21 protein-coding genes and 1 pseudogene are annotated in these 23,201 nt (G+C 64.5%); 7 read left to right on the top strand and 15 right to left on the bottom strand.

The features are described 5' to 3' along the window. Positions 1-62: 62 nt before the first annotated feature. Genes AC1MLZ_RS24565 through AC1MLZ_RS24550 form a run of 4 tightly spaced genes read right to left on the bottom strand, consistent with a single transcriptional unit; the run spans position 63 to position 1,736 of the window. A complete protein-coding gene (locus tag AC1MLZ_RS24565) occupies positions 63-446 on the bottom strand; it encodes a hypothetical protein (RefSeq protein WP_480962442.1) in 384 nt (127 codons plus the stop codon). A 36-nt stretch (positions 447-482) separates the two neighbouring features. Then, positions 483-989, bottom strand: a complete 507-nt coding sequence (locus AC1MLZ_RS24560; RefSeq protein ID WP_480962441.1) for a protealysin inhibitor emfourin — start codon at positions 987-989, stop codon at positions 483-485. Further along, positions 986-1,471, bottom strand: a complete 486-nt coding sequence (locus AC1MLZ_RS24555) for a hypothetical protein (protein WP_480962440.1) — start codon at positions 1,469-1,471, stop codon at positions 986-988. The genes AC1MLZ_RS24560 and AC1MLZ_RS24555 overlap by 4 nt, the downstream gene beginning before the upstream one ends. Beyond that, positions 1,452-1,736: a hypothetical protein gene (locus AC1MLZ_RS24550; RefSeq protein ID WP_480962439.1), complete on the bottom strand. Its 285-nt coding sequence runs from the start codon at positions 1,734-1,736 to the stop codon at positions 1,452-1,454. The genes AC1MLZ_RS24555 and AC1MLZ_RS24550 overlap by 20 nt, the downstream gene beginning before the upstream one ends. 81 nt (positions 1,737-1,817) lie before the next feature. Here AC1MLZ_RS24550 and AC1MLZ_RS24545 point away from each other — a divergent pair, with 81 nt between their 5' ends. Next, positions 1,818-2,075: a helix-turn-helix domain-containing protein gene (locus AC1MLZ_RS24545; RefSeq protein ID WP_480962438.1), complete on the top strand. Its 258-nt coding sequence runs from the start codon at positions 1,818-1,820 to the stop codon at positions 2,073-2,075. Between the two features lie 1,023 nt (positions 2,076-3,098). Here the strand turns inward: AC1MLZ_RS24545 and AC1MLZ_RS24540 are convergent. The 4 genes from AC1MLZ_RS24540 to AC1MLZ_RS24525 form a co-directional block, all read right to left on the bottom strand. Continuing rightward, a complete protein-coding gene (locus tag AC1MLZ_RS24540; RefSeq protein ID WP_480962437.1) occupies positions 3,099-4,295 on the bottom strand; it encodes a replication initiator protein A in 1,197 nt (398 codons plus the stop codon). Between the two features lie 103 nt (positions 4,296-4,398). Next, positions 4,399-5,439 (bottom strand): ParB/RepB/Spo0J family partition protein, encoded by a 1,041-nt coding sequence (locus AC1MLZ_RS24535; RefSeq protein ID WP_480962436.1) that lies wholly within the window; start codon positions 5,437-5,439, stop codon positions 4,399-4,401. A gap of 62 nt (positions 5,440-5,501) precedes the next feature. After that, complete coding sequence (locus AC1MLZ_RS24530) at positions 5,502-6,698, bottom strand: AAA family ATPase (protein WP_480962435.1); 1,197 nt, start codon at positions 6,696-6,698, stop codon at positions 5,502-5,504. 381 nt (positions 6,699-7,079) lie between these two features. Beyond that, entirely contained in the window at positions 7,080-7,253 is a 174-nt protein-coding gene (locus tag AC1MLZ_RS24525; RefSeq protein WP_480962434.1) for a hypothetical protein, read from the bottom strand. A gap of 175 nt (positions 7,254-7,428) precedes the next feature. Between AC1MLZ_RS24525 and AC1MLZ_RS24520 the strand changes: the two genes are divergently transcribed. Then, positions 7,429-8,664 (top strand): integrase, encoded by a 1,236-nt coding sequence (locus AC1MLZ_RS24520; protein WP_480962433.1) that lies wholly within the window; start codon positions 7,429-7,431, stop codon positions 8,662-8,664. 435 nt (positions 8,665-9,099) lie between these two features. Here the strand turns inward: AC1MLZ_RS24520 and AC1MLZ_RS24515 are convergent. The 3 genes and pseudogenes from AC1MLZ_RS24515 to AC1MLZ_RS24505 all read right to left on the bottom strand — a co-directional run bounded on the left by AC1MLZ_RS24515 (position 9,100) and on the right by AC1MLZ_RS24505 (position 12,223). Beyond that, a pseudogene (locus AC1MLZ_RS24515) lies at positions 9,100-10,243 on the bottom strand (IS3 family transposase). A 55-nt stretch (positions 10,244-10,298) separates the two neighbouring features. Further along, a complete protein-coding gene (locus AC1MLZ_RS24510) occupies positions 10,299-11,285 on the bottom strand; it encodes a cation diffusion facilitator family transporter (protein WP_480962432.1) in 987 nt (328 codons plus the stop codon). Next, positions 11,282-12,223: a quinone oxidoreductase family protein gene (locus AC1MLZ_RS24505; protein ID WP_480962431.1), complete on the bottom strand. Its 942-nt coding sequence runs from the start codon at positions 12,221-12,223 to the stop codon at positions 11,282-11,284. Before AC1MLZ_RS24505 ends, AC1MLZ_RS24510 begins: the two co-directional genes overlap by 4 nt. A gap of 151 nt (positions 12,224-12,374) precedes the next feature. Between AC1MLZ_RS24505 and AC1MLZ_RS24500 the strand changes: the two genes are divergently transcribed. The 5 genes from AC1MLZ_RS24500 to AC1MLZ_RS24480 are packed head-to-tail and all read left to right on the top strand — an operon-like array spanning position 12,375 to position 17,785. Further along, the gene (locus AC1MLZ_RS24500; protein WP_480962430.1) at positions 12,375-13,595 is read left to right on the top strand and encodes a thiamine pyrophosphate-dependent enzyme; all 1,221 of its coding nucleotides are present in this window, start codon (positions 12,375-12,377) and stop codon (positions 13,593-13,595) included. A 1-nt stretch (position 13,596) separates the two neighbouring features. Then, the gene (locus tag AC1MLZ_RS24495) at positions 13,597-14,613 is read left to right on the top strand and encodes an alpha-ketoacid dehydrogenase subunit beta (protein ID WP_480962429.1); all 1,017 of its coding nucleotides are present in this window, start codon (positions 13,597-13,599) and stop codon (positions 14,611-14,613) included. Next, the gene (locus AC1MLZ_RS24490) at positions 14,613-15,911 is read left to right on the top strand and encodes a dihydrolipoamide acetyltransferase family protein (RefSeq protein ID WP_480962428.1); all 1,299 of its coding nucleotides are present in this window, start codon (positions 14,613-14,615) and stop codon (positions 15,909-15,911) included. Before AC1MLZ_RS24495 ends, AC1MLZ_RS24490 begins: the two co-directional genes overlap by 1 nt. Positions 15,912-15,915: 4 nt before the next feature. After that, positions 15,916-17,313, top strand: a complete 1,398-nt coding sequence (gene lpdA, locus AC1MLZ_RS24485; RefSeq protein WP_480962427.1) for a dihydrolipoyl dehydrogenase — start codon at positions 15,916-15,918, stop codon at positions 17,311-17,313. Next, positions 17,306-17,785: a PaaI family thioesterase gene (locus AC1MLZ_RS24480; RefSeq protein ID WP_480962426.1), complete on the top strand. Its 480-nt coding sequence runs from the start codon at positions 17,306-17,308 to the stop codon at positions 17,783-17,785. The genes lpdA and AC1MLZ_RS24480 overlap by 8 nt, the downstream gene beginning before the upstream one ends. Positions 17,786-17,802: 17 nt before the next feature. Here AC1MLZ_RS24480 and AC1MLZ_RS24475 read toward each other — a convergent pair whose 3' ends face one another. From AC1MLZ_RS24475 to AC1MLZ_RS24460, 4 genes are read right to left on the bottom strand one after another with little or no spacing between them, the layout of a single operon-like run. Next, positions 17,803-20,073, bottom strand: coding sequence for a CoA transferase (locus tag AC1MLZ_RS24475; protein ID WP_480962425.1), 2,271 nt, complete (start codon positions 20,071-20,073; stop codon positions 17,803-17,805). Next, positions 20,070-20,846, bottom strand: a complete 777-nt coding sequence (locus tag AC1MLZ_RS24470) for an SDR family NAD(P)-dependent oxidoreductase (RefSeq protein ID WP_480962424.1) — start codon at positions 20,844-20,846, stop codon at positions 20,070-20,072. Before AC1MLZ_RS24470 ends, AC1MLZ_RS24475 begins: the two co-directional genes overlap by 4 nt. A 9-nt stretch (positions 20,847-20,855) precedes the next feature. Next, complete coding sequence (locus AC1MLZ_RS24465) at positions 20,856-21,911, bottom strand: phosphotransferase family protein (RefSeq protein WP_480962423.1); 1,056 nt, start codon at positions 21,909-21,911, stop codon at positions 20,856-20,858. Further along, positions 21,911-23,200 carry an acyl-CoA dehydrogenase family protein gene (locus AC1MLZ_RS24460; protein WP_480962422.1) on the bottom strand — a complete coding sequence of 430 codons (1,290 nt, stop codon included), beginning with the start codon at positions 23,198-23,200 and terminating at the stop codon, positions 21,911-21,913. Before AC1MLZ_RS24460 ends, AC1MLZ_RS24465 begins: the two co-directional genes overlap by 1 nt. Between the last annotated feature and the right edge of the window lies 1 nt (position 23,201).

The following is a 23,201-nucleotide window of genomic DNA, read 5'->3' as shown; positions in this document are numbered from 1 at the left end:
CGGTGGGGCCTGCGGCCGGCGTGAGAGCCGGCCAGCAGATCACGCTCGTCAAACGCCCAGGTTTACACCCCTAGACCGGCTGCCTGCGCCGCCAGCAATGCCGCGAACGCTTCGTCGCCCAGCGTATCCGGTGTCAGGACCTTGCGGTCGTTCAGGACACGCCTGGTCAGGCGGATCAGATGCGCGAGTTCGGGCGTCTCGAAGGGGTCGTTGATCGCCAGTTCGCGGGATCGCTCACACGCCGTGATCGCGAGGTGAAAGATGCGATCGGACAGCCCCGCCGGTCTCGGCTCCGGTCGTTCGAAAAATCCGATTTCGTCAGCGTGTGCAAGTAGCGCCGACCAGTCCGCCGGCGCGATCTCCGCCATGGTCCGGATATCCTCATGGTATCGCACACCGTGGGGGGTGAACCAGCCCGAGACTCCGACTACGATCCCGTCCGTCATGGTCGTGGTTTCCTATTTCGAAATGGCCCTTAATTCTCAGTCGAATATGGCCATGTGCGGGTAACTGACTGGTCGGTCGAAACTAATCTCGATATTCCCTGCACAGGGCGTGTCCAGCGCGTCGAGAATGTTTGCGGAACCCGCCGCAGGCTTCCTCCCGACCATTCCGGCGCCGGCCCCGAACCGCGGTGTTTCATCGCCGACCATTCGCGTCTCGGAAAGGCAGCCGCGTGCAAGGCTCACCAACGTTGCGAGGCGAGGATCAGAAAACGGCTCCGGCAGGGCCAGGAGACGCGATCGGCCGTCGTGGCTCATCCGCAGTACCCAGATGCGCGCATCTGGCCGTACGGGGCCTTTACCGGCCTTCGGGCGCTTGAAGAAGGCTGCGGCATCCGCAGCTTCCAGTAGCGTGCACACACGCTCGGGTTCGAGCACACCGAGAGCCACGGTCCGTTCGGTGGCGAGGCCCGGGAAGTGCGCGTTTCCGCCCGTCACCGACAGGCCGACCAGATCGCCGTCGGGACTGGTCGGAGCATCAGTCATGACCGCGGTGCTGCATCGCCCAGCCGTACCCCGGTCGCGGCCCTGCGGATATCGAGACGGGCGCGGCGTTCGTCGAGGATAGCCTCGATCAGCTCGCCCCGGCGCAACACCCGGTCATGACCGCGCGGCGGGGTGTCACGCAACCGCTCCAATGCTGTATCGATGAGATCGTCACCCATGGTCGCCCTGGCTACCGCCAGCCAGCGTGGCGGCAGATAGGGATAACGCTCGCACCATGCCCGGCGGATCATCAGGGCGATCAGCCAGACGACCGTCACCAGCGAAAGGACGAACAATATTCCGGCGATCGTCAGGCTGCCGGTTACCTTGATGACCGGATACGCGACGATGCCGCTGCTGATGCCGAACCCGATTACCCAAGGTGACGGCATCCGCCAGTTGGCCATGTCGCTGCGCACCGCGATCCGGTCGAGCATGCCAGTGCGTGCCTGTGTGCCCGTGTCAGTCTCGCCAGGGGTCATGCCCGCCTCCCATGCCGACTGAAAATGGGTCGTGCGATCCCGTGCGATGATCGTCGAACGACGATCTTGAACACTGCAGATCGTGTTGCCAGTCATCATGATGGTGGCTGGACAGGTCGGTACCGAACGGGTTGCCGGCGACGTCGATCCCGCCGGTCATCGGCAACCCCGTCGCGGGATTGATGGCGGGATCGTCGATGGCCGATCCGCGCGATGAAGGATGCCACTCGTCGAAGAACGACACGATGCGGGTCAGTAGTCTCATGAGGTACACCAAGCTCCCGGTGACGACGATGTAAAGATATACGCTTTCCGCATTTATAGCAAGTCGGGTTAATGCGCGAGCATGCCCGTGTCCCCTGCCCTACCCGATCTTCACGCGCGCATCGTCGCCGCACTGACAGTCGCGCGCCAGGAGGCGAGGCTGCGGCAAGTCGATCTGGCAAAGCGGCTCGGCTGGCAGCAGGCCTATGTATCGCGGTACGAGACCGGCGAGCGCATGCTGGCGGTCGATGAGTTTGTCGCGGTGGCACAAGCGATCGGGGTCGATCCCGTCTCACTGCTCGCTCAGGTGTTGGATGATGGTAACGATGGGCCGGACTGATCCGGGCCGCAAGCAGGTGTGCGAACGCCTGCTCCATCCGGTCGGCGATCGCCAGTACGATCGGCTCGAGCACCTGCCGTCGCGCGCGCCGTGTCCGGACTCATGGCAAGTTCACATGAAACGTGCGTACGGAGGTCATCCGGCAGTTCAGTCCAGCGCGACGCGACCGCGTGGACCGAGCCGAACGTGACTGAAGTCGTACAATCCAGCATTCCGGCCCCGCAGCGCGCTTCGCAAAGAACACCTTTGTCGGCAGCGTGATCATCGATCTCGCCGTGTTTCGGACCGTGCGGCCATCTCGACCAGCCATGCGACCGCACCGTTGGTCCCGCGCCATGCGCAACAGGCCAATGCCAGCCGGGATAAGAAGCTTAAGGCTGCCGACGTAGTTTACGAACTGCGTGCTCGGGGGAGGATTTCGCGGCTCGTCACCGAGTATCTCGCGCCATTCGATGCCGCGTTGCGACTAGGTCCAGACGGCCGGCTTCCGCCGAGTCGGCAAGCGTCTCGCCGACTGACCTGCAGACGGCATCCACCTGCAGACATGGGTCGTAACGCGACGTCAACGGGTACAATCTAAGTCTATTCTTCAAAGATATAGAAACTCACTGGTTAGAGGGTTTATACCTGATGTTAATGAGTTAAGCGGCTACTTACCGCGTTTAAACGCCTTGTTTTCCGTGAGTTAGCTTGACAACGGTGTTCCGGATGTGTCGTCGTTTCGTTCCTGGAATGTCGACAAGTATGTTCCTGAAGGATCGACTTTGCGTTCCTGAAGAACCGAACGCTGTTCCCGGAATGTCGAAAGGCCGCCCGATTGGGTAGTTTTTCAATCGAAATTGAATCAGTTCGCTAAGGTTTGTTTGAAGGGACGTTCAATTGCGACATATACCCGAGCATCAAGCGTGAAGAACTTTTACACTCACGACACTTCGGGAACAGTGAGGCCGGTCTATCGGTTTTGACGTACGTACGGCTCCCCTACCCTCCCAAGGAAGAGGCGGTTCTTAAGACGACGAAGTGCTAACGCCCAAGTTCGTGGCGGTGCTTTTCATGATAGCGCCGGACAAAGCCGATGAACGCGGCCTGATAACTGACCGGCGTGCGCGCGCTGTCCGCCTCAACCCACGTGCGAAACTCATCATGCAACGTCTGGTAATCCCATCCGGGGCATTCTGCGCGCAGCGTGGCCATCGTCACGTCGGTAATTTCGCCAGCGGTCGCGCGTGTCGCTAGACTGGTGCGCGACCGTCGCAGTAGCGCTGTTACGTCAATCGTCTCATTCGCATTTCCGGTCGTGGCGGAATTGGTTGAAGTTGGCCTTGCTGCAGGCTTAACGCATCCTGCCCCGTGCGCCGCCACGGTCTTCACCGGGCGCTCGACATCGCTGCGGCGTTGCATTCGCAGCGATGGCTCACGCTTGCCAGCCGGCGTCTCTAAGGCGAGCGCATAACCCGGCAGCTCGTTGCGCTCGACTATCTTGGCGATCTCGAACTTGAAGCGGCGATATTGCCCTTCAGCGCCGGACTTCTCGAACAAAGTCGGCATGGTGATCGCGAAGCCGACCTCCCCTGCCCCGCCAGCATGCTTGCGCGCGACGCGGTACAGCCAGCGCTCGCGCCCGCCGGTCAGGGCGAAGTAGGCGCGGTCGATCGACAGCACCCCGCCCTGCATCATCACGCCTTCCCAGAACCAGTTCGACACCTCGATCGTTATCCCACGCGACCGCTCAGTTTTTTCGTCGACCATCTGGGTCCAGCCGTCGAGCCAACTGAACGTCGCCTCACGGCGGTTCTCGGCGCGGATGTTAGTCTTTACCGTAGTCGACACCAGCCGGTCGAGCGCTTGGCCGAGCAGCTCATACGCGCGTCCCGTCGTGGGCCGCCCGATCGCGCGGAGCAGGTCGTAGGGCGTAAGGTGGAGCTTGCGCGGAACGTCATTGACTCCGCGTCGGGCCATGTCTGCGAGCACGCTCGCGCAATAGATTAATATGTCCGCGTCCCAGATCGTCGCCATTCCGTAATCGGGGTTGCCCGAGACGTGTACCCACAGCTTGCCGTCGGGGCTGTGATAATCGATCGGTTTGACTCGCTTCGACTTGGCGAGGCTAAAGAACGGACGCTCCATCATCTCGCGCTGGTCGCGCAGCGGCAGATCGGCGAGATAGGGGAGGAGCAGGTCGAACTGCTCAGACACCCTCTGGCGATCGGGGCGGGTCATGCCGCCATGTCCTGAGTGTTTCCCCGGGGAAACATCGTCGCGCCGGCGGCGGCAACCGTCCGCGTTAATATGGAACGCAGCGTGCTTCCCCAGGAACCCACGCTCACCGCTGCAGTCCGCGGCCTTCGGCCTCCAGATGCACGAGCGCCTGCCGCAGCGCGTCGACCAACTCGTCGTTCCCAGCGCCCGACCCGGCATGGAGCCGAATCGTCACGCCCTGCCGGTTGATCGACTGAATGCTGAGACCGGGGCGACCATGCGGCGTGGTCCATGTGAACCGAGGCGGCATGTCGGCTGTATCATTTGACGCCTCAAGCAACCGCCGCAGCACGTCGGCAGCAAGGTAGGGGGCCGCACCCCGATCGCGTCGCGCGGCTTGTTCACGCGCAAGATCTCGTGCAGCACCTTGAATAGCCTTGGCGGCAACCCTGTCGTCGAGCGCCTGCGCCAATGCATAAGCAGGCTTGAGTTGGACGTCGGCGGGAGAGGCGAATGCGGCGATCACCACGTCGGGGATCTGAGCGACCTTGACCATCTTCGACAGCCAGCCCTTTGACACCTTGAGCCGTTCCGCCATCCGCGTCAGGTGGTTGCCGTAATGTGTCTTGAGCGCCTCGGCATAATTACGGGCACGCTCAAGATCTGACACATCTTTCCGTGCGCGGTTCTCGAGATCGGCGAGCCGGAACGCGGCTTCGTCGTCTAGGTTGGCAACCTGCGCCACGAACTGCATCTCGGGATAGGAGTGCGCGCGTAGCCAGCTGATCGACCAGTGGCGTCGCGTGCCCGCGATCACCTCGAAGTCATGGGTAGGATCGCCGTTGACACGGCGTACCACTGCAGGAACCTTCTGCCCGCCTTCGGCGATGATGGAATCGATCAGCTCGCGGCAGCCTTCTTCGGTCAGATGCTGGTAGCTGCGCGCATTACCCGGCCAGATCCGCACTCGCGCGGGGTCGAGTAGCAGCTGCGTTACCTGTCTCACTTCCCCACTAGTCACGCGCGCTAGCGCAGTTTCACGGTTGAGCAGCGTCGTCCCACGCGTCCGTTCGGGCGCGGGTGGGGCAGGGGGTGCGCCGGTGTCAGTCTCGGCTGGTTCATCCGCCAGCAACGCCGCGAGATAATCGGATTGTTTACGCGCCATGCGGCACCTCCCGCACTGCATATATATGGAACGTTGCTGTGCAGAACTGCACCAATCCTAGCTCACGCGACATGTAGTAGATCCTCCTCGCGTGCGGGCTCGACCCGGCCCCAGCCTTGGCGGACGAGCTGCTCGATCTGCCCCATAGCCTCGTCAAGATTCGCACGGCAGCGCCTGTGCGTCTTGGGCGTGCCGATCGGGCGTTCAAGTTCGTAGATCGTCATCATCCGCATCGCGGCGTGGCTGATCTCGGCAGATTCAAGGATTGGCACCGGGAGTAAGGCTGGGCCGAAGCTCTGTTCCATGATTGTGCGAACCATCGCGTGGCTGGGATCGTTGCTGTCAAACTTCGAACATATAAGCCGGAGGAAGCTGTATTCGACCTCGATTCCGGCATGTGCAAGTTGCTGCAGCACCTGGTTCATCATCGAAAGGAACTGGACGGTCGAGCAAAAATCGGGCGTCGTCGCTGCGAGCGGAACGAGCAGCGCATTTGCCGCCTGCATCACCGCGAGGCTGATCGTCCCGAGCGCAGGCGGAGGATCGAGCAGCACGACGTCGTAATTGCGAGCGAGATCGGCTAGCCCCTGTTTAAGCTTGCGGAAGCGCGCGGCGAGCACCGACTGCCCATCTGATCCCGCCGCGGCGAGTTCATATTCGACGTCGAACAATTCGAGGTTCGATGGGATAAGGTCGACGTTGGGCCACGGTGTCGACTTGACTGCATAGAGCAGGTCCGCCTGGGTCGGATCGATCGACAGATAGGGGTAGAGCGTTTCTTCTCGTGTAATATTGAAATGGGGGTTAAACCCGAACAGCGTCGTCGTTGTCGCCTGGCTATCGCAATCGACCACCAGCACACGGTACCCGTGCACCGCGAAATAATGTGCGAGGTGGCAGGTGACCGTCGACTTGCCCACCCCGCCCTTGAAATTCTGCACCGCGATAATTGCGGGGATATCAAGCGGCGCGCGGGCAGGAGAGGCGCCAAGGACCTCGCGCATCTGCAGCAGTTCCTCGACCGAATAGCCAAGTCTCCGCCCATTTTCACCCGCCGGAGCAGGGGGGAGGCGACCGTCGTCCTCGGCCATGCGGATTCGGTTGGTCGAACAGCTGAGCAATTGCGCCGCCTCGGCAATCCCGAAGCGGACGTTGAGGCCCTTGCGGCTTTCGGGCAGGAATGCCTTGCGCCGTAAGCGTTCAATCATCCGCTCGCCCGCGTCGGCGAGTTCGCCGATGTGATTAACGATGGCATTCATGAACCGGTCCGATCGCTCATTTGAAGCTTTAGATGGGATTTATAAGCACATGGAATTCAAAACGTAAGAGCGCAGCGCAAAAAGGTTAGGATGAAGCTATATTACGCTTTAGCGCGCCAACTCTACGATCTTGTAGCTGCCATCTGCCAATGCCTATTTCCAGCGTCTTACATACGCGGCATCCGCATCAATGTAGGCTGCGTGGTTGACGATTGATCAACCGATCGACCGCGCCGCGTGGGCCACTCCGAACAAGCGTCGGTTGGACGCTTGCGGAGGACGGCTGCCGGTCATGCAGCGGGCGCTATAGCATTCCTACGATTATAAAATGACATAACTGCGTATACCAGTAAGCAGATGTTAGCGTTGATCAGCGTAGGATCACGCCTTGCCCTTTACTTGGCTGATGCGCTGGACCGACATCGCCAGCGCCAGCGCCAGCGTCGAGCCGATACGCACGCCAGGCGCCAGCGACGGTTGCCAGGCCGACAACCCCGCGGATTTCCGGGGACGCAAAGCGCGCTGCGCCAGCCAGTCGACCGAACGCGTAGCCAAGCGCTGTGAGGTCGAATGACGGTAAAGAAATAGCAGTACGCTAGTAATCTGCAGATCACTAGGCAGCGCCTTTTTGCAATCAACTCCACTTACCATAATCGGACATTATGGTAACTACAGCGATGTGCTACGAAGGTGAAATGTAGGGTAAAACGGACCAGCGGGCAGGTGCGGTATGAGCGAGATCGTCGTCCATCGTGCCGACGGGGAAGAGCTGCCAGTCCGCGCGCGGCGTGGGATCGTTGAGCCGATCGATGCGCGTGTGACCCGGTTGCTGGCGCTAGCGCTCCCGGTCGACGCCGGCCCTGTCAGCGAGATCGGTTTCGCGGCGCAGCTTGGCGCTATGGCAACGGCGAGCAAGGCGGCGCTGGCGTCGGACCTGGCCTGCTATCTGCGTTGGTGTGAGGACACCCGTGCCGCCCCGCTGCCTGCCGAGCCCGAAAACCTGGTCCGCTACATTGCCATGCTCGAGGCGCGCGGCGCCAAGCCGGCTACGGTCGCCCGGCGGGTTGCCAGTCTTGCCACCGCACACGGCCTTTCAGGCCTGCAGGAGAGGGGGCATGCCCCCACGAGCCACGTGATGGTCCGTGCGGCGCTCAAAGGCCTGCGCCGACGCCGTGGCGCGGCCCAGCGCCAGGCGGCCCCGTTGCGTCTCGGCGCCTCGCTAGATCCGCACACAAAGGGGTTTACGCTGACCGCGCTGCTCGGTGCCTGTGGCGGCGATCTGCAGGGGCTGCGTGATGCCGCGCTGCTATCACTGGGCTATGACGCTGGACTGCGCGTCAGCGAGCTCGTCGCCGTCACCGTCGCGCATATCGATCCGCACAGCGACGGTTCGGCACTCCTGTTCATTCCGTCGTCCAAGACAGATCAGGAAGGGCAGGGGGCGTGGGGCTGGCTGTCCGCGGACACGATGCGCCGGGTCGGCGCCTGGCTGGTAGCGAGTGCGATTACCGAGGGGCCCGTCTTCCGCCGCGTCGGGGTCGATCGGCGCCGTCTGCGCGCTGCGGTTCCGCCGATGGCGTACGAGGCAATCCCGGGGCACACGCGGCACTGGCAGGAGAAGCTCAAGGGCAAGAAGGCCGAACCGGCGAGGACGGTCTACACCGTCGGGACGGCCTCACTGAGTCGGCAGGGTGTCAACGGGATCTATCGGCGCGTAGCGTTGAGTGCATTCGATCAGGGGCTGGTCGAGATGCCGATCGCCAAGGTCGAGGAGGCGGCGCGTGCCCTGTCGAGCCATTCGCTGCGCGTCGGGCTTACGCAGGACCTGTTTGCGGCCGGCGAGGACGGCGTCGGCATTGCACAGGCGCTGCGCTGGTCTTCGCCGTCTACCGCGCTGCGCTATGGCCGCAAGCTCGCTGCGCGCAGTAATGTCGCCGCTCGCGTTCTGTCGCGTATCAGAAGCTGAGGGGCGAATGCGGGGGCCCGGCGATCACAATCGAGGTGTTGACAGAAAGTCGTCCTGACCTAGTGAACGGCACATTTTCACAGCTAGTGGAGGGCTTCTGCTGTGCATCGGCACCGAAAATGAGACTCCGGCACAGTCGCGCTAGCTATTGAACTTGCCTCAAAGCTTTGCATGCCAGGGGGCCCGATCGGCGTCGATCGGGGCTCCTCATAACCCAAGTCTTCTATAGGATAACAGGAAGTTGCTTAGATTAGGGCGTGGTTCCGCTTTCGGTGCCGATCCACACGTGTTGCTTACGCGGCAACGGCGGCCAAGTTGCCGCGGGCAATTCCACCACCACTTTGTTTCGAGCGATAGAGAGCGGCATCGGCAATGACTATAAGATCGTCAAGGTCGCGCGTCTCCGGTGGGGACGTAGTGACCTGCTCCCCGTTTTCAGGCCGCTGATAACTTAGCTTCGGTGTCCATATGCCCCTGTCGGGGGCGGTTCGTAAACTCGGCGGGTGCCATCCCGCCAAGACTGCTGTGCGGACGCACGGTGTTGTAGTCCGTCCGCCATGCCTCGATGATCCGTCTCGCCGCAGCCAGCGAGGGGAACAGGTGTTCGTTCAGACACTCGTCGCGCAAGCGACCATTGAACGATTCCACAAAGCCATTCTGCTGCGGCTTCCCTGGGGCGATGTAATGACACTCGACCCCGGTGTCCTGACACCAGGCGAGGACGGCATGACTGGTCAGCTCGGTGCCCCCTTCGGCTTCGCTCAGGACAGGATTGTCGCTGACCACCATGCACGGCAGCCCGCGACGCTCGGCGATGGCGCTCAGTTCGCGAACAACCCGCCGACCCGACAGCGAGGTGTCGACGATGCATCCCAGGCATTCCCGGCTGTAGTCGTCGATGACGTTGAGCATGCGGAACCGCCGGCCGCAGGCAACGAGTCCGATACGAAGTCGAGCGACCAGCGCTGGTTGGGTTCTTGCGGGATAGCCATCGGCGCCCGCGTGCCCAGCGCGCGCTTGCGACCGCCACGCTTGCGCACCGTCAGTCGCTCCTCGCGATACAGCCGATACACCTTCTTCAGGTTCATGCCCTTGCCCTCCCGCTTGAGCAGGATCGCCAGCCGTCGATAGCCGAAGCGACGACGTTCATTCGCGATCTCGCGCATCCGCTCGCGGACAGCATCGTCCTTCCCGCGAAGCGGCTCATATTGCCACACCGACCGGTTAACTCCGATCAGCCTGCAGGCGCGACGCTCGGAGAAGCTGTGGTCGGCCATCAGCTTCTCCACCGCAGCGTAGCGATCTCCATACTGGGTCAGTTTCTTCCCAGCAGATCCTTCAGCGCTGACACGTCGAGCATCGACTCCGCCAGCAGCTTCTTCAGCCGGCGGCTCTCGTCCTCGAGTGCCCGCAACCGCGCCGCCTCCGACACGGTCATCCCGCCGTATTTCGCCTTCCAGCTGTAGAACGTCGCGTCACTGATCCCATGCTTCCGGCACAGCTCGGCGGTCTTCACGCCGGCCTCATGCTCGCGCAGCACGCCAATGATCTGATCCTCGGTAAATCGGCCTCGCCGCATCACTCGTCTCATCTGACGAGCTAACTTACCAATGGCATGAATTCTGGGGAGCAGGTCACTGAGGCGGAGGGAGGTAGGTGATCTGGCTTAACCGGTGAGGGATTACGTCAGTTTCAAGTAGAACGTCCATGGTATCCCGGTGTCCTTCTGGGTCGATATGAATGAAGAGTTCGACGTCCGGATACGGAGTGGCAAGGGCGGCTTCAACGGCTTCGACGATCTGATGCGCACCGACGACGGTGAGGGCCGGGTCGACTTCCAGATGGAATTGAGCGAAGTCGCGCGATCCCGAGCGGCGTGTCCGGAAATCGTGGATGCCTTTGATCCCAGAATGCCCTGCCGCAATGGCCAGGAAGCGAGAGCGTTTGTCCTCGCTCCATTCCTTGTCCATCAGCTCGTCAAGCGCAATAGTGGCCTCACGAAATGCACGAAAGGCTAACCAGCAGGCGATCAGGACGCCGCCTACGGCATCCACACCGTGCAGGCCAAAATATTGATCAAGAACCAGCGCCGCGATAACGAGCAGATTGAGGATTGTCGCCAGACCAAAGCGTTCGTCCGTCAAGGGCAACGAGAACCCCAGATGGTCGACAGCGCTGTGGCCGCGCCGACCGTGCAAGGCTTGGCGCCAAGCGATGGCGATAAGCGAGACAGCAATGCCGAAGTTCACATCGCGTAGGTAGTCATTCGTCGCAAAGGCGCGCGTAGTGGACCATAATATGGCCACTGCCGCACCCGTTACTAATCCGACTCGCGCCAGAGCCGCAAGCGCTTCAAGCTTGCCGTGCCCGAACCGATGGTCGTGATCGGCGGGCAGCTTCGCCATCAGCCGGACGCGGACGGCAAGGATCGCGCCGAATACCTCGATCGCGGCATGCACCAGCGATCCCAACATAACGATCGACCCGGTCCAATAGGTCGCCACCACCTTCAGCAGCAGCACGCACAACACGCTGAACACCGTGATGACGGCAGAAAGGCCTAGGGCCGGCGGTGGTCGACGCTGCTCGGTCCTTCGCACGGCAGGTATGGTCGTCGTCATAGCAAGATAGGGATGCGTGCGACCTTACCAGTGATCTTTGCGTGAGGCCCGGCCTTCTGCACCGCCCAAGCTGTGGCGATCTCCGGCAGGTCATATTCCAACTGGTCGACCTCGATGGCGTGCTCGCGCGTCATATCGAGCAGGCGCCGCCAGATGAACTCGCGATCGGCCGGCGGGCGTTGCCCGGTGCCGACCACGGTCAGCGTCCGGAACAGCAGGTCGCCGGCGGTCAGGTTGATTGAGGTGCCCGCGCCGGTGCCGACCGTTACGACTCGCGCGCCCCAACGCGTCGCCTTCAGTGCAGCAACCATGGGTGCGCCGCACACCAGATCGAGCACGACGTCATAGCCATCGCCGGCTTCCGACTTGAGCGCAGCGAGATCGTCGTTGCCGCCTATGATAACAGTCGCGTCGGCGATGCCGCGTTCACGCAGTCGATCCAGCGCCTGTGCGTTGCGGGACGCGCCGACAACGCGGCCCGCACCCAAGATGCGCGCGAACTGCAGCGCGAGTTGGCCAAGCGTACCGGTGGCACCAAGCACTAGCACCGTCTCGCCCGGCTTGATCGCCGCCTGCTCCAGCGGCACGAACGCGCCGGTTCCCGCAATCGCCATCGTGATTGCGGTTTTGTCGTCGATGTCGTCCGGCACGTCCCAGACCTCGGCTGCGGGTACGATGGTCCGCTCCGCCCAGCCGCCCCAGGGGGCGATCGACCGCTCGCCGAAATAGACGCGACGACCATCTTCGGCGCGACCAACGCCCTCGCCGCGCAACACGCACGGATACTGGACTGCGAGGCGATAGGCGCCCAGCACGTCCCAACCGCCGAGACCGGCGGTATCGACGTCGATCATAACGCATCCCTTGCGTGGCTGCGGCTCTTCGAACGCCTCGAATGCCGGCGCCGCGCCGTGCGAGCCGATTACTGCCGCTTTCATATCCGCTCCTCGAACGCCGGTGTCGTGCCCGACCATGGCGTGATTATTGGCAATACCGGAATGATTATGCAACCTGCATTTGGAATTGCATTCCGGTATCGGAACATACACAGGCGAGTGAAAGATCGTTTTCAAGAGGATCGCGTCGCCTATGTCCGACGACATTTCATTGACTCTTCACATTCCGCAGCCTGCCGCACGTCCCGGCGAAACCGCCAGTTTCGACCATTTGAGCTTTGCGGTGGGCGCGGCGGCGACCCGTCCCGACCCTCACGTGCCCGAACCGGACCTGCGTGAGTTGCCCTACGGCCTGATCCGGGTGTTGGGCGAGACGGACAGCGGCTGGGATCCGAAGCTCGACCCAGAGACGATGCGTGTTGGGCTCCGAGCGATGCTCCAGACGCGACTGTTCGAGGACCGGATGTTCCGCGCGCACCGCCAGGGCAAGACAAGCTTCTTTATGAAGTCGACTGGAGAAGAGGCGATCGGCGTCGCGCAGTCGTTGGCGCTGGAGGCAGGGGACATGTGCTTTCCAACCTACCGCGTACAGGGTTGGCTGATCGCACGCGGCTATCCGCTCGAGGCAATGATCAACCAGATCTATTCGAACGCGAAGGATCCGCTGAAGGGACGTCAGCTGCCGATCCTCTATTCGGCGCGCGAATATGGTTTCTATTCTTTGTCGGGCAATGTCGGCAGCCGGTTCGGCCATGCGGTCGGCTGGGCGATGGCGTCGGCGTACAAGGGCGGGCGACACATCGCGCTCGGCTATATCGGTGAGGGAACGACCGCGGAGGGCGATTTTCACGAGGCGCTGACCTTTGCGAGCGTCTACCGTGCGCCGGCGATCCTGGCGATCACTAACAACCAATGGGCGATATCCAGCTTCGCAGGCATCGCGGGCGCCGAGCAGACGACGTTCGCTGCCAAGGCGATCGCCTATGGACTGCCGGGGCTGCGCGTCGACGGCAACGATTTCCTAGCGGTGTGGGCTGCAACGAAATGGGCGGCCGAGCGTGCGCGCGACAATCTTGGCACGACGCTGATCGAATTCGTCACGTATCGCGTCGCCGGGCATTCGACGAGCGACGATCCGACCAAATACCGGCCCGCTGATGAGGCCGATCACTGGCCACTCGGCGATCCAATCGAACGGCTAAAGACGCATCTTATTGGCATCGGTGAATGGTCCAACGAGAGGCATGCGCAGTTGGAGGCCGAGCTGACCGAAACTCTGCGCGACGCGCAACGCGCGGCAGATGCGGTGGGAACGCTCGGTCAGTCCAAGCCGAGCGTCGCGGAGATGTTCGAGGGCGTCTTCAAGGAACCCGACTGGCGCGTGATCGAGCAGCGCCGCGAGATGGGGATCTGACATGGCAACCATGACCATGATCCAGGCCCTCAACTCCGCACTCGACGTGAAGCTCGGCGACGATCCCGACACGCTGATCTTCGGGCAGGATGTGGGGTATTTCGGCGGCGTGTTCCGCGTTACCGACGGACTCCAAAAGAAGCACGGGATGCAGCGCTGCTTCGACGCGCCGATCAGCGAAGGCGGCATCATCGCCACTGCGATCGGGATGGGCGCGTACGGCCTCAGGCCGATACCCGAAATTCAGTTCGCGGATTATATTTTACCGGCGTTCGACCAGTTGGTCAGCGAGGCGGCCCGGCTGCGCTATCGCTCAAACGGTGAATTCTGGGCGCCGATCACGGTGCGCTCGCCGTATGGCGGTGGCATCTTCGGCGGCCAGACGCACAGCCAGAGTCCCGAGGCGATCTTCGCGCACATCACCGGGCTGAAAACTGTGATTCCATCCAATCCGTACGACGCGAAGGGGCTGTTGATCGCGGCCATCGAGGACGACGATCCCGTCATCTTTCTCGAACCCAAGCGGCTCTACAACGGGCCGTTCGACGGGCGCCACGATCAGGCGCTGAAGACCTGGGCGGGTGATCCGACCGCCGAGGTTCCAGAGGGGCATTATACGGTGCCGCTCGGTAAGGCGGTGGTAGTGCGCGAGGGGGCGGAGGCAACGGTACTTGCCTATGGCACGATGGTTCATGTCGCGAAGGCCGGGATCGCGGACAGCGGCGTCGATGCCGAATTGATCGACCTGCGTTCGATCGTGCCGCTCGACGTGGACACAATCGTCGCGTCGGTCGCCAAGACCGGCCGGTGTGTCATTCTGCACGAGGCGTCGAAGTTCGGCGGGTTCGGCGGCGAGCTTGCGGCCTTGGTGCAGGAACGATGCTTCTGGGCGCTGAAGAGCCCGATCGAGCGTGTCGCGGGGTGGGACACGCCGTATCCGCACGCGTTCGAATGGGATTATTTTCCCGGGCCCGCGCGGCTCGCTAAGGCGCTCGTGCGTACGATGGAGAATCGCTGATGGGCCGCTATTTGTTCCGGCTGCCCGACGTGGGCGAGGGCGTCGCCGAGGCCGAGATCGTCGTCTGGCACGTAAAGCCGGGTGACGCGGTAAAGGAGGACCAAAGCCTGGTTGACGTGATGACCGACAAGGCGACGGTCGACATGACCTCGCCAGTCGATGGTGTCGTCACCGCCATCCACGGCGAGATAGGCGCGATGCTCCCGGTCGGATCGATATTGGTAGAACTGGCAGTGGCCGATGACGGGAATGCGGCGGCGATCATCGAAGATGCGGTTTCCGCCGCAGCCGCACCGTTCCCCAATGCCGGGTTGCCGGCGAGCGATCCGCTTCCGCCACCCGCGCCGGTTTCGCCTGCGTCGCCTGCGTCGCCTGCCAGGGCACCGACGCGTGCGGCTGTCGCGGCGTTCGCGTCGCGCTCGGAGCGCGACGCGCCGCTGGCCTCGCCGGCGACACGCGCAAGGGCGTTCGCGCGCGGGGTCGCGCTGCAGTTCGTGCCGGGCACGGGGCCCGGCGGGCGGATCACCTCGGACGATCTGGACGCCTATCTGGCGAGCGATGGCGCCATCGCTGCGGCTGACCGGCGGTACGCCGCGCGCGACGGCGTACAGGATACGAAGATCATCGGGCTCCGGCGAAAGATCGCCGAGAAGATGCAGGAGGCCAAGCGCCGCATCCCGCACATTGCTTATGTCGAGGAAACCGACGTCACCGAGCTGGAGAAGCTTCGACAGGATCTGAACGTGCATCGCGATGCCGAGCAGCCGAAGCTGACGTTACTGCCTTTTTTCATGCAGGCGCTGATCAAGGCACTGCCTAATTTCCCGCAGATCAACGCGCGTTACGACGACGATGCGGGGGTGCTCCACGCCTATGACGGCATTCACATTGGCATCGCGACCCAGACACCGGGCGGTCTGATGGTGCCCGTCGTCCGCCATGCCGAAAGTCGTGACCTCTGGGGCCTTGCCGCAGAGGTCACGCGCGTTACCGCGGCGGCGCGTGACGGCACCGCATCGCGCGAAGATTTGAGCGGCTCGACGATCACGATCACCAGCCTGGGCACACTGGGCGGGATCACGACGACGCCCGTCATCAACCACCCCGAGGTCGCGATCATCGGTCCCAACAAGATCGTCGAGCGGCCGGTCGTCGACGGCAGCTTCGTGACGGTCCGCAAGATAATGAACCTGTCGTCGTCGTTCGATCACCGGATCGTTGACGGTTACGACGCCGCGGTGTTCGTGCAGCGGCTGAAGCGGCTCATCGAACACCCCGCGCTCCTGTTCATGGACTAATCCGATGGTCGGCAATCTCGCTCCTAAAGTGCTCGTCGTCGGTGGCGGTCCCGGCGGCTACGTCGCGGCGATCCGCGCCGGCCAGCTCGGGCTCGATACGATATTGGTCGATGCCGATCGGCTAGGCGGCACCTGCCTGATCCGGGGCTGTATTCCGTCCAAGGCGCTGATCCATGCCGCCTCGCTCCACGCCGAGATGGCGGAAACGGCGCGTGTGCCCCGCTTCGGCATCGGCCTGTCCGCTGCACCGACGCTCGATTTCGGCGCGACGATCGCGTGGAAGGACGGCGTCGTCGACCGCCTCAGCGGCGGCGTCGCCGGATTGCTGCGCAAGGCGAAGGTCAGGGTCGTCGCAGGCCACGCGGTGTTTTCGGACGCCAAGACGTGCAGCGTCGCAACCGGAGACGGAACGGTCGCGATCAAGGCCGACCACGTGATCCTCGCTACCGGCTCGCTGCCCGTCGAGCTGCCGTTCCTGCCGTTCGGCGGCAAGGTCGTCTCGTCCACCCAAGCGTTGGCGCTGTCCGAGGTGCCCAACGCGCTCGTCGTCGTTGGCGCCGGTTACATCGGGCTCGAACTCGGAATCGCGTACCGCAAGCTCGGCGCGGAGGTGACGATCGTCGAAATGGCCGATCGCATCCTGCCGCTCTACGATGCGAAACTGACCGATCCGGTCCGCCGCTGGCTGAAGGCGCACGACGTCGCGGTACATCTCGGCGCGCGCGCGGTCAGCGAAGAGGGGGAGGGCCTCGCGATCGAGACGGCGGACGGCACGCACAGCGTGCTGCCCGCCGATCGCATCCTCGTAACGGTGGGGCGCACGCCCAATATCGAAGGTTGGGGGCTCGAGGCGATGAACCTGACGATGGACGGACGCTTCGTCCGCGTCGATGATCGCTGTGCGACCTCGACCACCAATGTCTGGGCGATCGGCGACCTGGTCGGCGAACCGATGCTGGCGCACAAGGCGTCCGCGCAAGGCGAATGCGTCGCGGAGATCATCGCGGGCAAGACGCGCCGGTTCGCCCCGCTGGCGATCCCGGCGGTGTGCTTCACCGAGCCGGAGATCGTGAGCGTCGGCCTGTCCCCGCACGAGGTACCGGCGGGCACCGCGACGGTGGTCGGCCAGTTCCCCTTTCTCGCCAACGGCCGCGCCCTGTCGATGGACGTGGGTAACGATGGCGGCTTCGTCCGGGTCACGGCGCGCGCATCGGACCACCGCATCCTCGGCATCCAAGCGGTCGGCACGCACATATCCGAATTCGCCGGCGAGTTCGGTACGTTGATTGAGATGGGTGCGGTGCTGGAGGACGTCGCCGGCATCATCCACGCCCATCCGACGCTCGGCGAAGCGATACACGAAAGCGCGCTTGCCGCGCTCGGGCACGCGATCCATGTCTGAGTCCGAGGCGAATGGCGCTGCCTTCCTGTGCGGCAGCTGCCGCGCACATGGTCGCTGTCGATTGGGGGTGGGGCCGATCGCGCTGACGGACGACACCGCGCTGGCGCCGGTCGTGTGCGCCACGACCTTTCACGCGGGCCCGCGCGTCGCGCATGGCGGCTGGACCGCGGCGGTCTTCGACGACGTGATGGGGCGTTCGCTGGCTCAGCGCGGCGTTCCCGCCGTGACGGCGTCGCTGACGACCGACTTTCTGAAGCCCGTACCGGTCGAGGAGCCGCTCGCCATCGCAGTGTCGATCGACGCGCATGAGGGGCGGCGTTGGATGCTCTCGGCCACGTTGAGCCTGGTCGGCGATGCGGCTCCGCTGGCGCGCGCGCGCGGCGTATGGGTGGAGCGCCGCAGCGACCATTTCGAGCGTCACGAGGCCGGGCTGAAGGCGCACCGCGCGGTACGAGACGCAGCCGCCGACTGACGAGCCGGGGCGGCACCTCACGCTTGGTGGATCAGGCCTTGCGCCGACAACGCCTCGCGCGCCGCCGCATCGATGCCGACCATGGCCAGCGCCTCCGCGGTATGTTCGCCAAGCGCCGGCGACGCCAGGCCGAGATGAAGGGGCAGGTCGCCAAAGTCCCAGAAGGCGCCGATCTGCCGGACACGCCCGTAATCCCGGTGAGGATAGTCGGCGTGAAGCCCGGCTGCCTCATGAACCGCCGAATCGAGAAACGCGTCGTGCTGCGCGCGCGCGACGCGTTCCGCGGGGACGCCGGCCTCCGCCAGCCGCAAAAGCGCCTTATCGGCGTCGAGCGCGGCGAGCCAGGCCTCCGGATGCTCGCCCACGACTGCGTCGAACGCGCCGCGCTCTCGACGATCGAGCGCGGCCACCGCGATCAGGTCGGTGCCGGTCCGGTAAAGCCGGTGGTGCCGCGACACCCCCATCTGCGAGCGGTCGAGATGCGCGATTGGCGTCAGGCCGCCGTCGGGCAGCACGATCGCCTCCGCCATCGTCAGCATTGCGCCGCCCAGCAGCGATGCCGCGACCGCCTGTCCCGTGCCGCTGCGGCCATGCTCGACGCGCGCCAGCAAGGTCGCGAACACGGACGCGAGCCCGCCGTAGAAGTCGACGATGCCGAAGCGTAGCCACAGGGGGGGATTGCCCTCGCCGCCATTTTCGACCTCCCAGCCGCACGCCGCCTGGAACAGCTGGTCAAAGCCCGGCCAGTCGGCGCGCTCGCCGAGAGGACCATAGGAACTGACGTGGCAATAGACGATGTCCGCGCGCTCCGCCTTCAGCGTGTCGTAGTCGACGCCCAGCTTGCGCGCCGCCGGGCGGCGGATATTGTGGTGCACGACGTCGGCCCAGCGCGCGAGCGCCGCCGTCGCCGCCTGGGTCTCGGGACGGCCGAGCATCATCGCGAGGCCGCGCTTGCCGCGCTGGATACCCGCGAACTGGCGCTCAAGCCGGCGCATGGCGTCGCCGGCAGGCGGCTCCACCTTGATCACCTCCGCACCGAGATCGGCCAGCAACATGGTCGCGAACGGACCCGCCAGATACGCGCCGAGGTCGAGGACCTTCAGTCCGTGGAGCGGCGCAAGGGGCTCGGTTGTCGTCGACGTGGCGACCGCCGCTCGCGGCGTCCAATGCTGAAGGGTCGCGTCGGGGTCAGTCTCGAGCCCATCGCTGGAATGCCGGATGCGCGACGCCGGCGTGACCGTGATGGGGACGCCCGGCTGGAGCGTCGCGCCGAGTACCGGGTCTTTGACGGTGGCAACGAAGCCGTTGGCCACCGCCTGGGGGTCTGCGTAGATCTCGCCGAACGGCGCGACGATCTGCGCGGCGACGTCGTGCGCCCAGAAATGCGCGACCCAGTCTGCGGCGCTTCGCCCGGCGATGACCGCCTTGTTGGCTCCGTAATTGGGCGCGACGTGCGATGGCGCGAAGCGCGCGTTCTCCCGGCGGACCGCGTCGGGCCCCATCGCAGCCAGCGCGTCCGCCATCCACGGTGCCCTGTCGGGGGAATAATGGACATGGATCCACCGGCCGTCGGACGCCTGGTGGAGCGGGATCGGGATATCCTTGGCCAGCCCCTTGGCGAACGTGGGCGATGGGGTCTCGGCACGCGACCAGTGCATCGTCATCGGCACGAGCGCCGCCTGCGCCAGGCTGGTGTGCGCCGCACCGCCATGCCCGTCGCGGGTCCGCGCGATCAACCGCGCCAGGATCGCGATCGCCGCAAGCCAGCCGGCGGTCCAACTGGCGAACGGCATCCGGACGAAGACCGGACCCGGACGATGACCCGGCTGTTCGTCCAGAATGCCGAGCGCGGCCAGGACGAGCGTTTCGCGCGCCGGCGCCTCGGCTTTCTCATGCGTTGTGGGCCAGCCCGTGACCGCCGACACGATGAGGCGTGGAAACCGCGCGAACAGCCGGGCGTCGTCCAGGCCGCGTCGCCGGGCGGCTGCGGGCGTCAGGTCGTGTATCAGCACGTCCGCCTGGGCAAGGAGACGGTCGAGTTCGCCATCAATGCCGCCCGGCGGAAGATCCAGAACGATCCGCCGCTTGAAACGATCGAGAACCGCCGCGAGGATGTCGGGCGAGTCGTCTTCGAGCGTACCGCTCGACACCGCCACCTTCACGACGTCGGCGCCCGCCTCCGACAGCTGGAGCGCAGCCATTGGTCCGGATATGCCGCGCGACAGGTCCAGCACGCGAAGGCCGGTGAGGATCTGGGCCGGCATCTCGGTCGCCGGAGGCAGGCTCATCGCGTCATAACCGTGCCGCCATCCACCGGCAGCGTCTGCCCGGTGATGAATCTTGCGCCCTCGCCGACGAGGAACGCCAGCACCGGCGTCATGTCGGTATCGGGATCGCCTAGTTTGCCGCCCAGCGGGATCGCTCGCGCCATCATCGCATCATGGGCGAGCAGTTCGGCAGCCGTGAGTTGGCCGCGTGTCGCATCGTACATCGCCGTCCACATCGCCGGCGCAACGGCGTTCACCGTGATCCCGTGCTCCGCCCAAGCCTGCGCCACCGCGCGCGTCCAACCGAGCACGGCACCCTTGGATGCCGAATAATGTGGCGCGCCGGGCAGCCCAACCAGCCCCGCCGCCGAGGCGAAATTGACAATGCTGCCGCCGCCATTGGCCTTCAGATGGGCAAAGACGTTTTGGTTGGCGATCATCGTGCCGCGCGCGTTGATCCCCACGACTCGGTCCCAATCGTCGTCGTTCAGGTCTTCGGCCGGCTTGTATTGCTGCACGCCCGCCGCATGAATCAGCCCGTCGAGGCCGCCCATTACCTGCACGGCCTGCTCGACGGCCGCCAGAAACCCGGCGCGATCAACCACGCTTGCCGTGTGGAACGTGGCGGAACCGGGCCCCGCAGCGTTCGCCGTGGCGACGATCCGCTCGCCCGCTTCGGTCGACACGTCGATGCTGGCGATCCGGGCGCCGCGTGCGACCAGGCCGCGAACCGCCGACGCGGCGATGCCGCTAGCCCCGCCGGTAATGATGATGCGTTTGCCCGTCAGTTCCATTTCATGTTCCTATCCCGCGGCGATCCGCGCAGCCTTACCGAGCAGCCGGACCGCGCTTGCGTGGAGCCGGTCGCCGATCTCCCGGGGCGCCTTGCCGGCACAGGCGCGCGCGAAGCTGCCCTCGAGCAGGATCGCCAGCTTGAAACAGGCGAGCACCGCATACCAGTCGGCGCGCGAGACGTCGCGGCCGCTCTCGGCGCCGTAGCGCGCGATCAGTTCCTCCGGCGACGGGAAACCGTCCCAGGGCTCGACCACGATCTGAGCCTCCGACGCCGGTGCGCCTTGGTCGCGCCAGGTGGCGAGCAGCCAGCCGAGATCCAGCATCGGGTCGCCGATCGTTGCCAGTTCCCAGTCGATCACCGCCGCGATCGCGGGACCGTCGAACCGGAACAGGACGTTCTTCATATGGAAGTCACCGTGCACGATTCCGGGATCGAACCGCGTCGGACGTTCCCGCTCCAACCAGTGTGCCAGTTCGCCTACGCCCGGTAGCGCTTCGGCACCAGGCCAGCCATCATAGCGGTCATACCCCTCCAGCTGACGCTTCCAGCGCCCGACTTGGCGGGTTAGGAAACCCTCGGGATTGCCAAAATCGTCCAACCCAAGTGCACGATGATCGAGCGCACCGAGCGCCGCGATGGCGTCCACCATTGCAAGGCCCATCGCATGGCGGACGGCGGGCGCGCGCGCATGCAGCGGCGGCAGACCGACGCCGGGATTGAAGCCGTCGACCGGCTGCATCAGGTAGAAGGCGGCGCCCAGAACCGATTCGTTCGCACAGGCGCCGATGAGGCGGGGGTGCGGCACGTCGGTCCCGGCAAGCGCCCGAAGGATCCGCGCTTCGCGCCGCATGGTCGCGTTGCCGTCCGCGCCGGGATGGGCAGGCGGACGGCGCAGCACATAGTCGGTGCCCCCGCGTGCGAAGCGCACGATCACGTTTTGCGATCCGCCCGTCAGCGGCACGATGTCGGATATCGCCCCCCCGCCCAGTCTCTCGCCGTCCATCCACGCCGCGAGCGCCGCGAAATCGACCAGTTCCAGTCCAACGGGGCGGTCGATCGCCATCAGAAGGCGGTCTCGAACGCTTCCAGGTCGGCGCCGTATCGCGCGACGGCGGCGGCACGGACCTGGGGCAGGTGATAGTCTGGGAAGAGCGTCGTGCTCGCCCGGTAGCCGCGCAGGACCTGCTTCGCGACGGTCACCTTGTGCACCTCGGTCGGGCCGTCCGCCAGCGCCAGGAAATAGGATTCGTTGACCCAGTGCATGAACGGCATCTCGTCGGACAGGCCGAGCGATCCGTGCAGATGCAGCGCACGGCTGGCGATGTCGTGCAGCAACTTGGGCATGGCCGCCTTGACGGCGGCGATGTCCTTGCGGACCAGCTTGTAGTCGCCATGCTTGTCGATCAGCCATGCGGTGCGCAGCACCAGCAGGCGAAACTGCTCAAGTTCGATCCAGCTGTCCGCGATCTTCTCCTGCACCATCTGCTTGTCGGCCAGCAGCCCGCCCTTGGTGCTGCGGGACAGGACGCGCTCGCACATCCGGTCGAACGCCTCGCGCGCCTTGGCGATCGTGCGCATGGCGTGGTGAACACGACCGCCACCGAGCCGGGTCTGCGCGACGACGAATCCTTGGCCCGGTTTGCCGAGCATATGATCCAGGGGGACGCGTACACCGCTCAGCCGGAGGTAGGCATGGGTGGGCGTATCACCGCCATAGCCTACGTTGCGCACCACCTCGATCCCAGGCGTGTCGCCGGGCACGATGAACATCGACGCGCGCAGAAGCGGGGCCGCACCCTCGTCGGTGACTGCCATGACGATGAAGAAGGCGGCGTAGCGCGCGTTGCTGGCGAACCATTTCTCGCCGTCGATGACCCATGAATCGCCGTCGCGGACTGCGCGTGTCCGGATCATCAGCGGGTCTGCGCCGCCATGCGGTTCGGTCAGCGAGAAGCAGGAGACGATCACGTTGTCGAGCAGTGGACGCAGATACCGAGTCTTCTGGTCGGCGGTTCCGTAGTGCGCGAGGATCTCGGCGTTGCCGGAATCTGGTGCCTGCGCGCCGAACACGATCGGGCCGAACCGCGTGCGCCCGATGATCTCGTTCATCAGCGCGAGTTTGATCTGTCCATAGCCCTGTCCGCCGAGTTCGGGGCCGAGATGGCAGGCCCACAGGCCTCGTTCGCGCACCCGCGCCTGCAGCGGACGAACGAGCTTCACGAAGCCCGGCGCGTTCACGTCGTAATGGTTACCAAGCACGTGATCGAGCGGCTCGATCTCGGTGCGCGTGAACGCCTCGATCCAGTCTAGCTCGGGTTGGAATGTCGGATCGGTCTCGAAGTCCCACGCCATG

The organism is Sphingomonas sp. PEI4, assembly GCF_056679955.1.
This window is presented reverse-complemented; position numbering and strand designations above follow the sequence as displayed.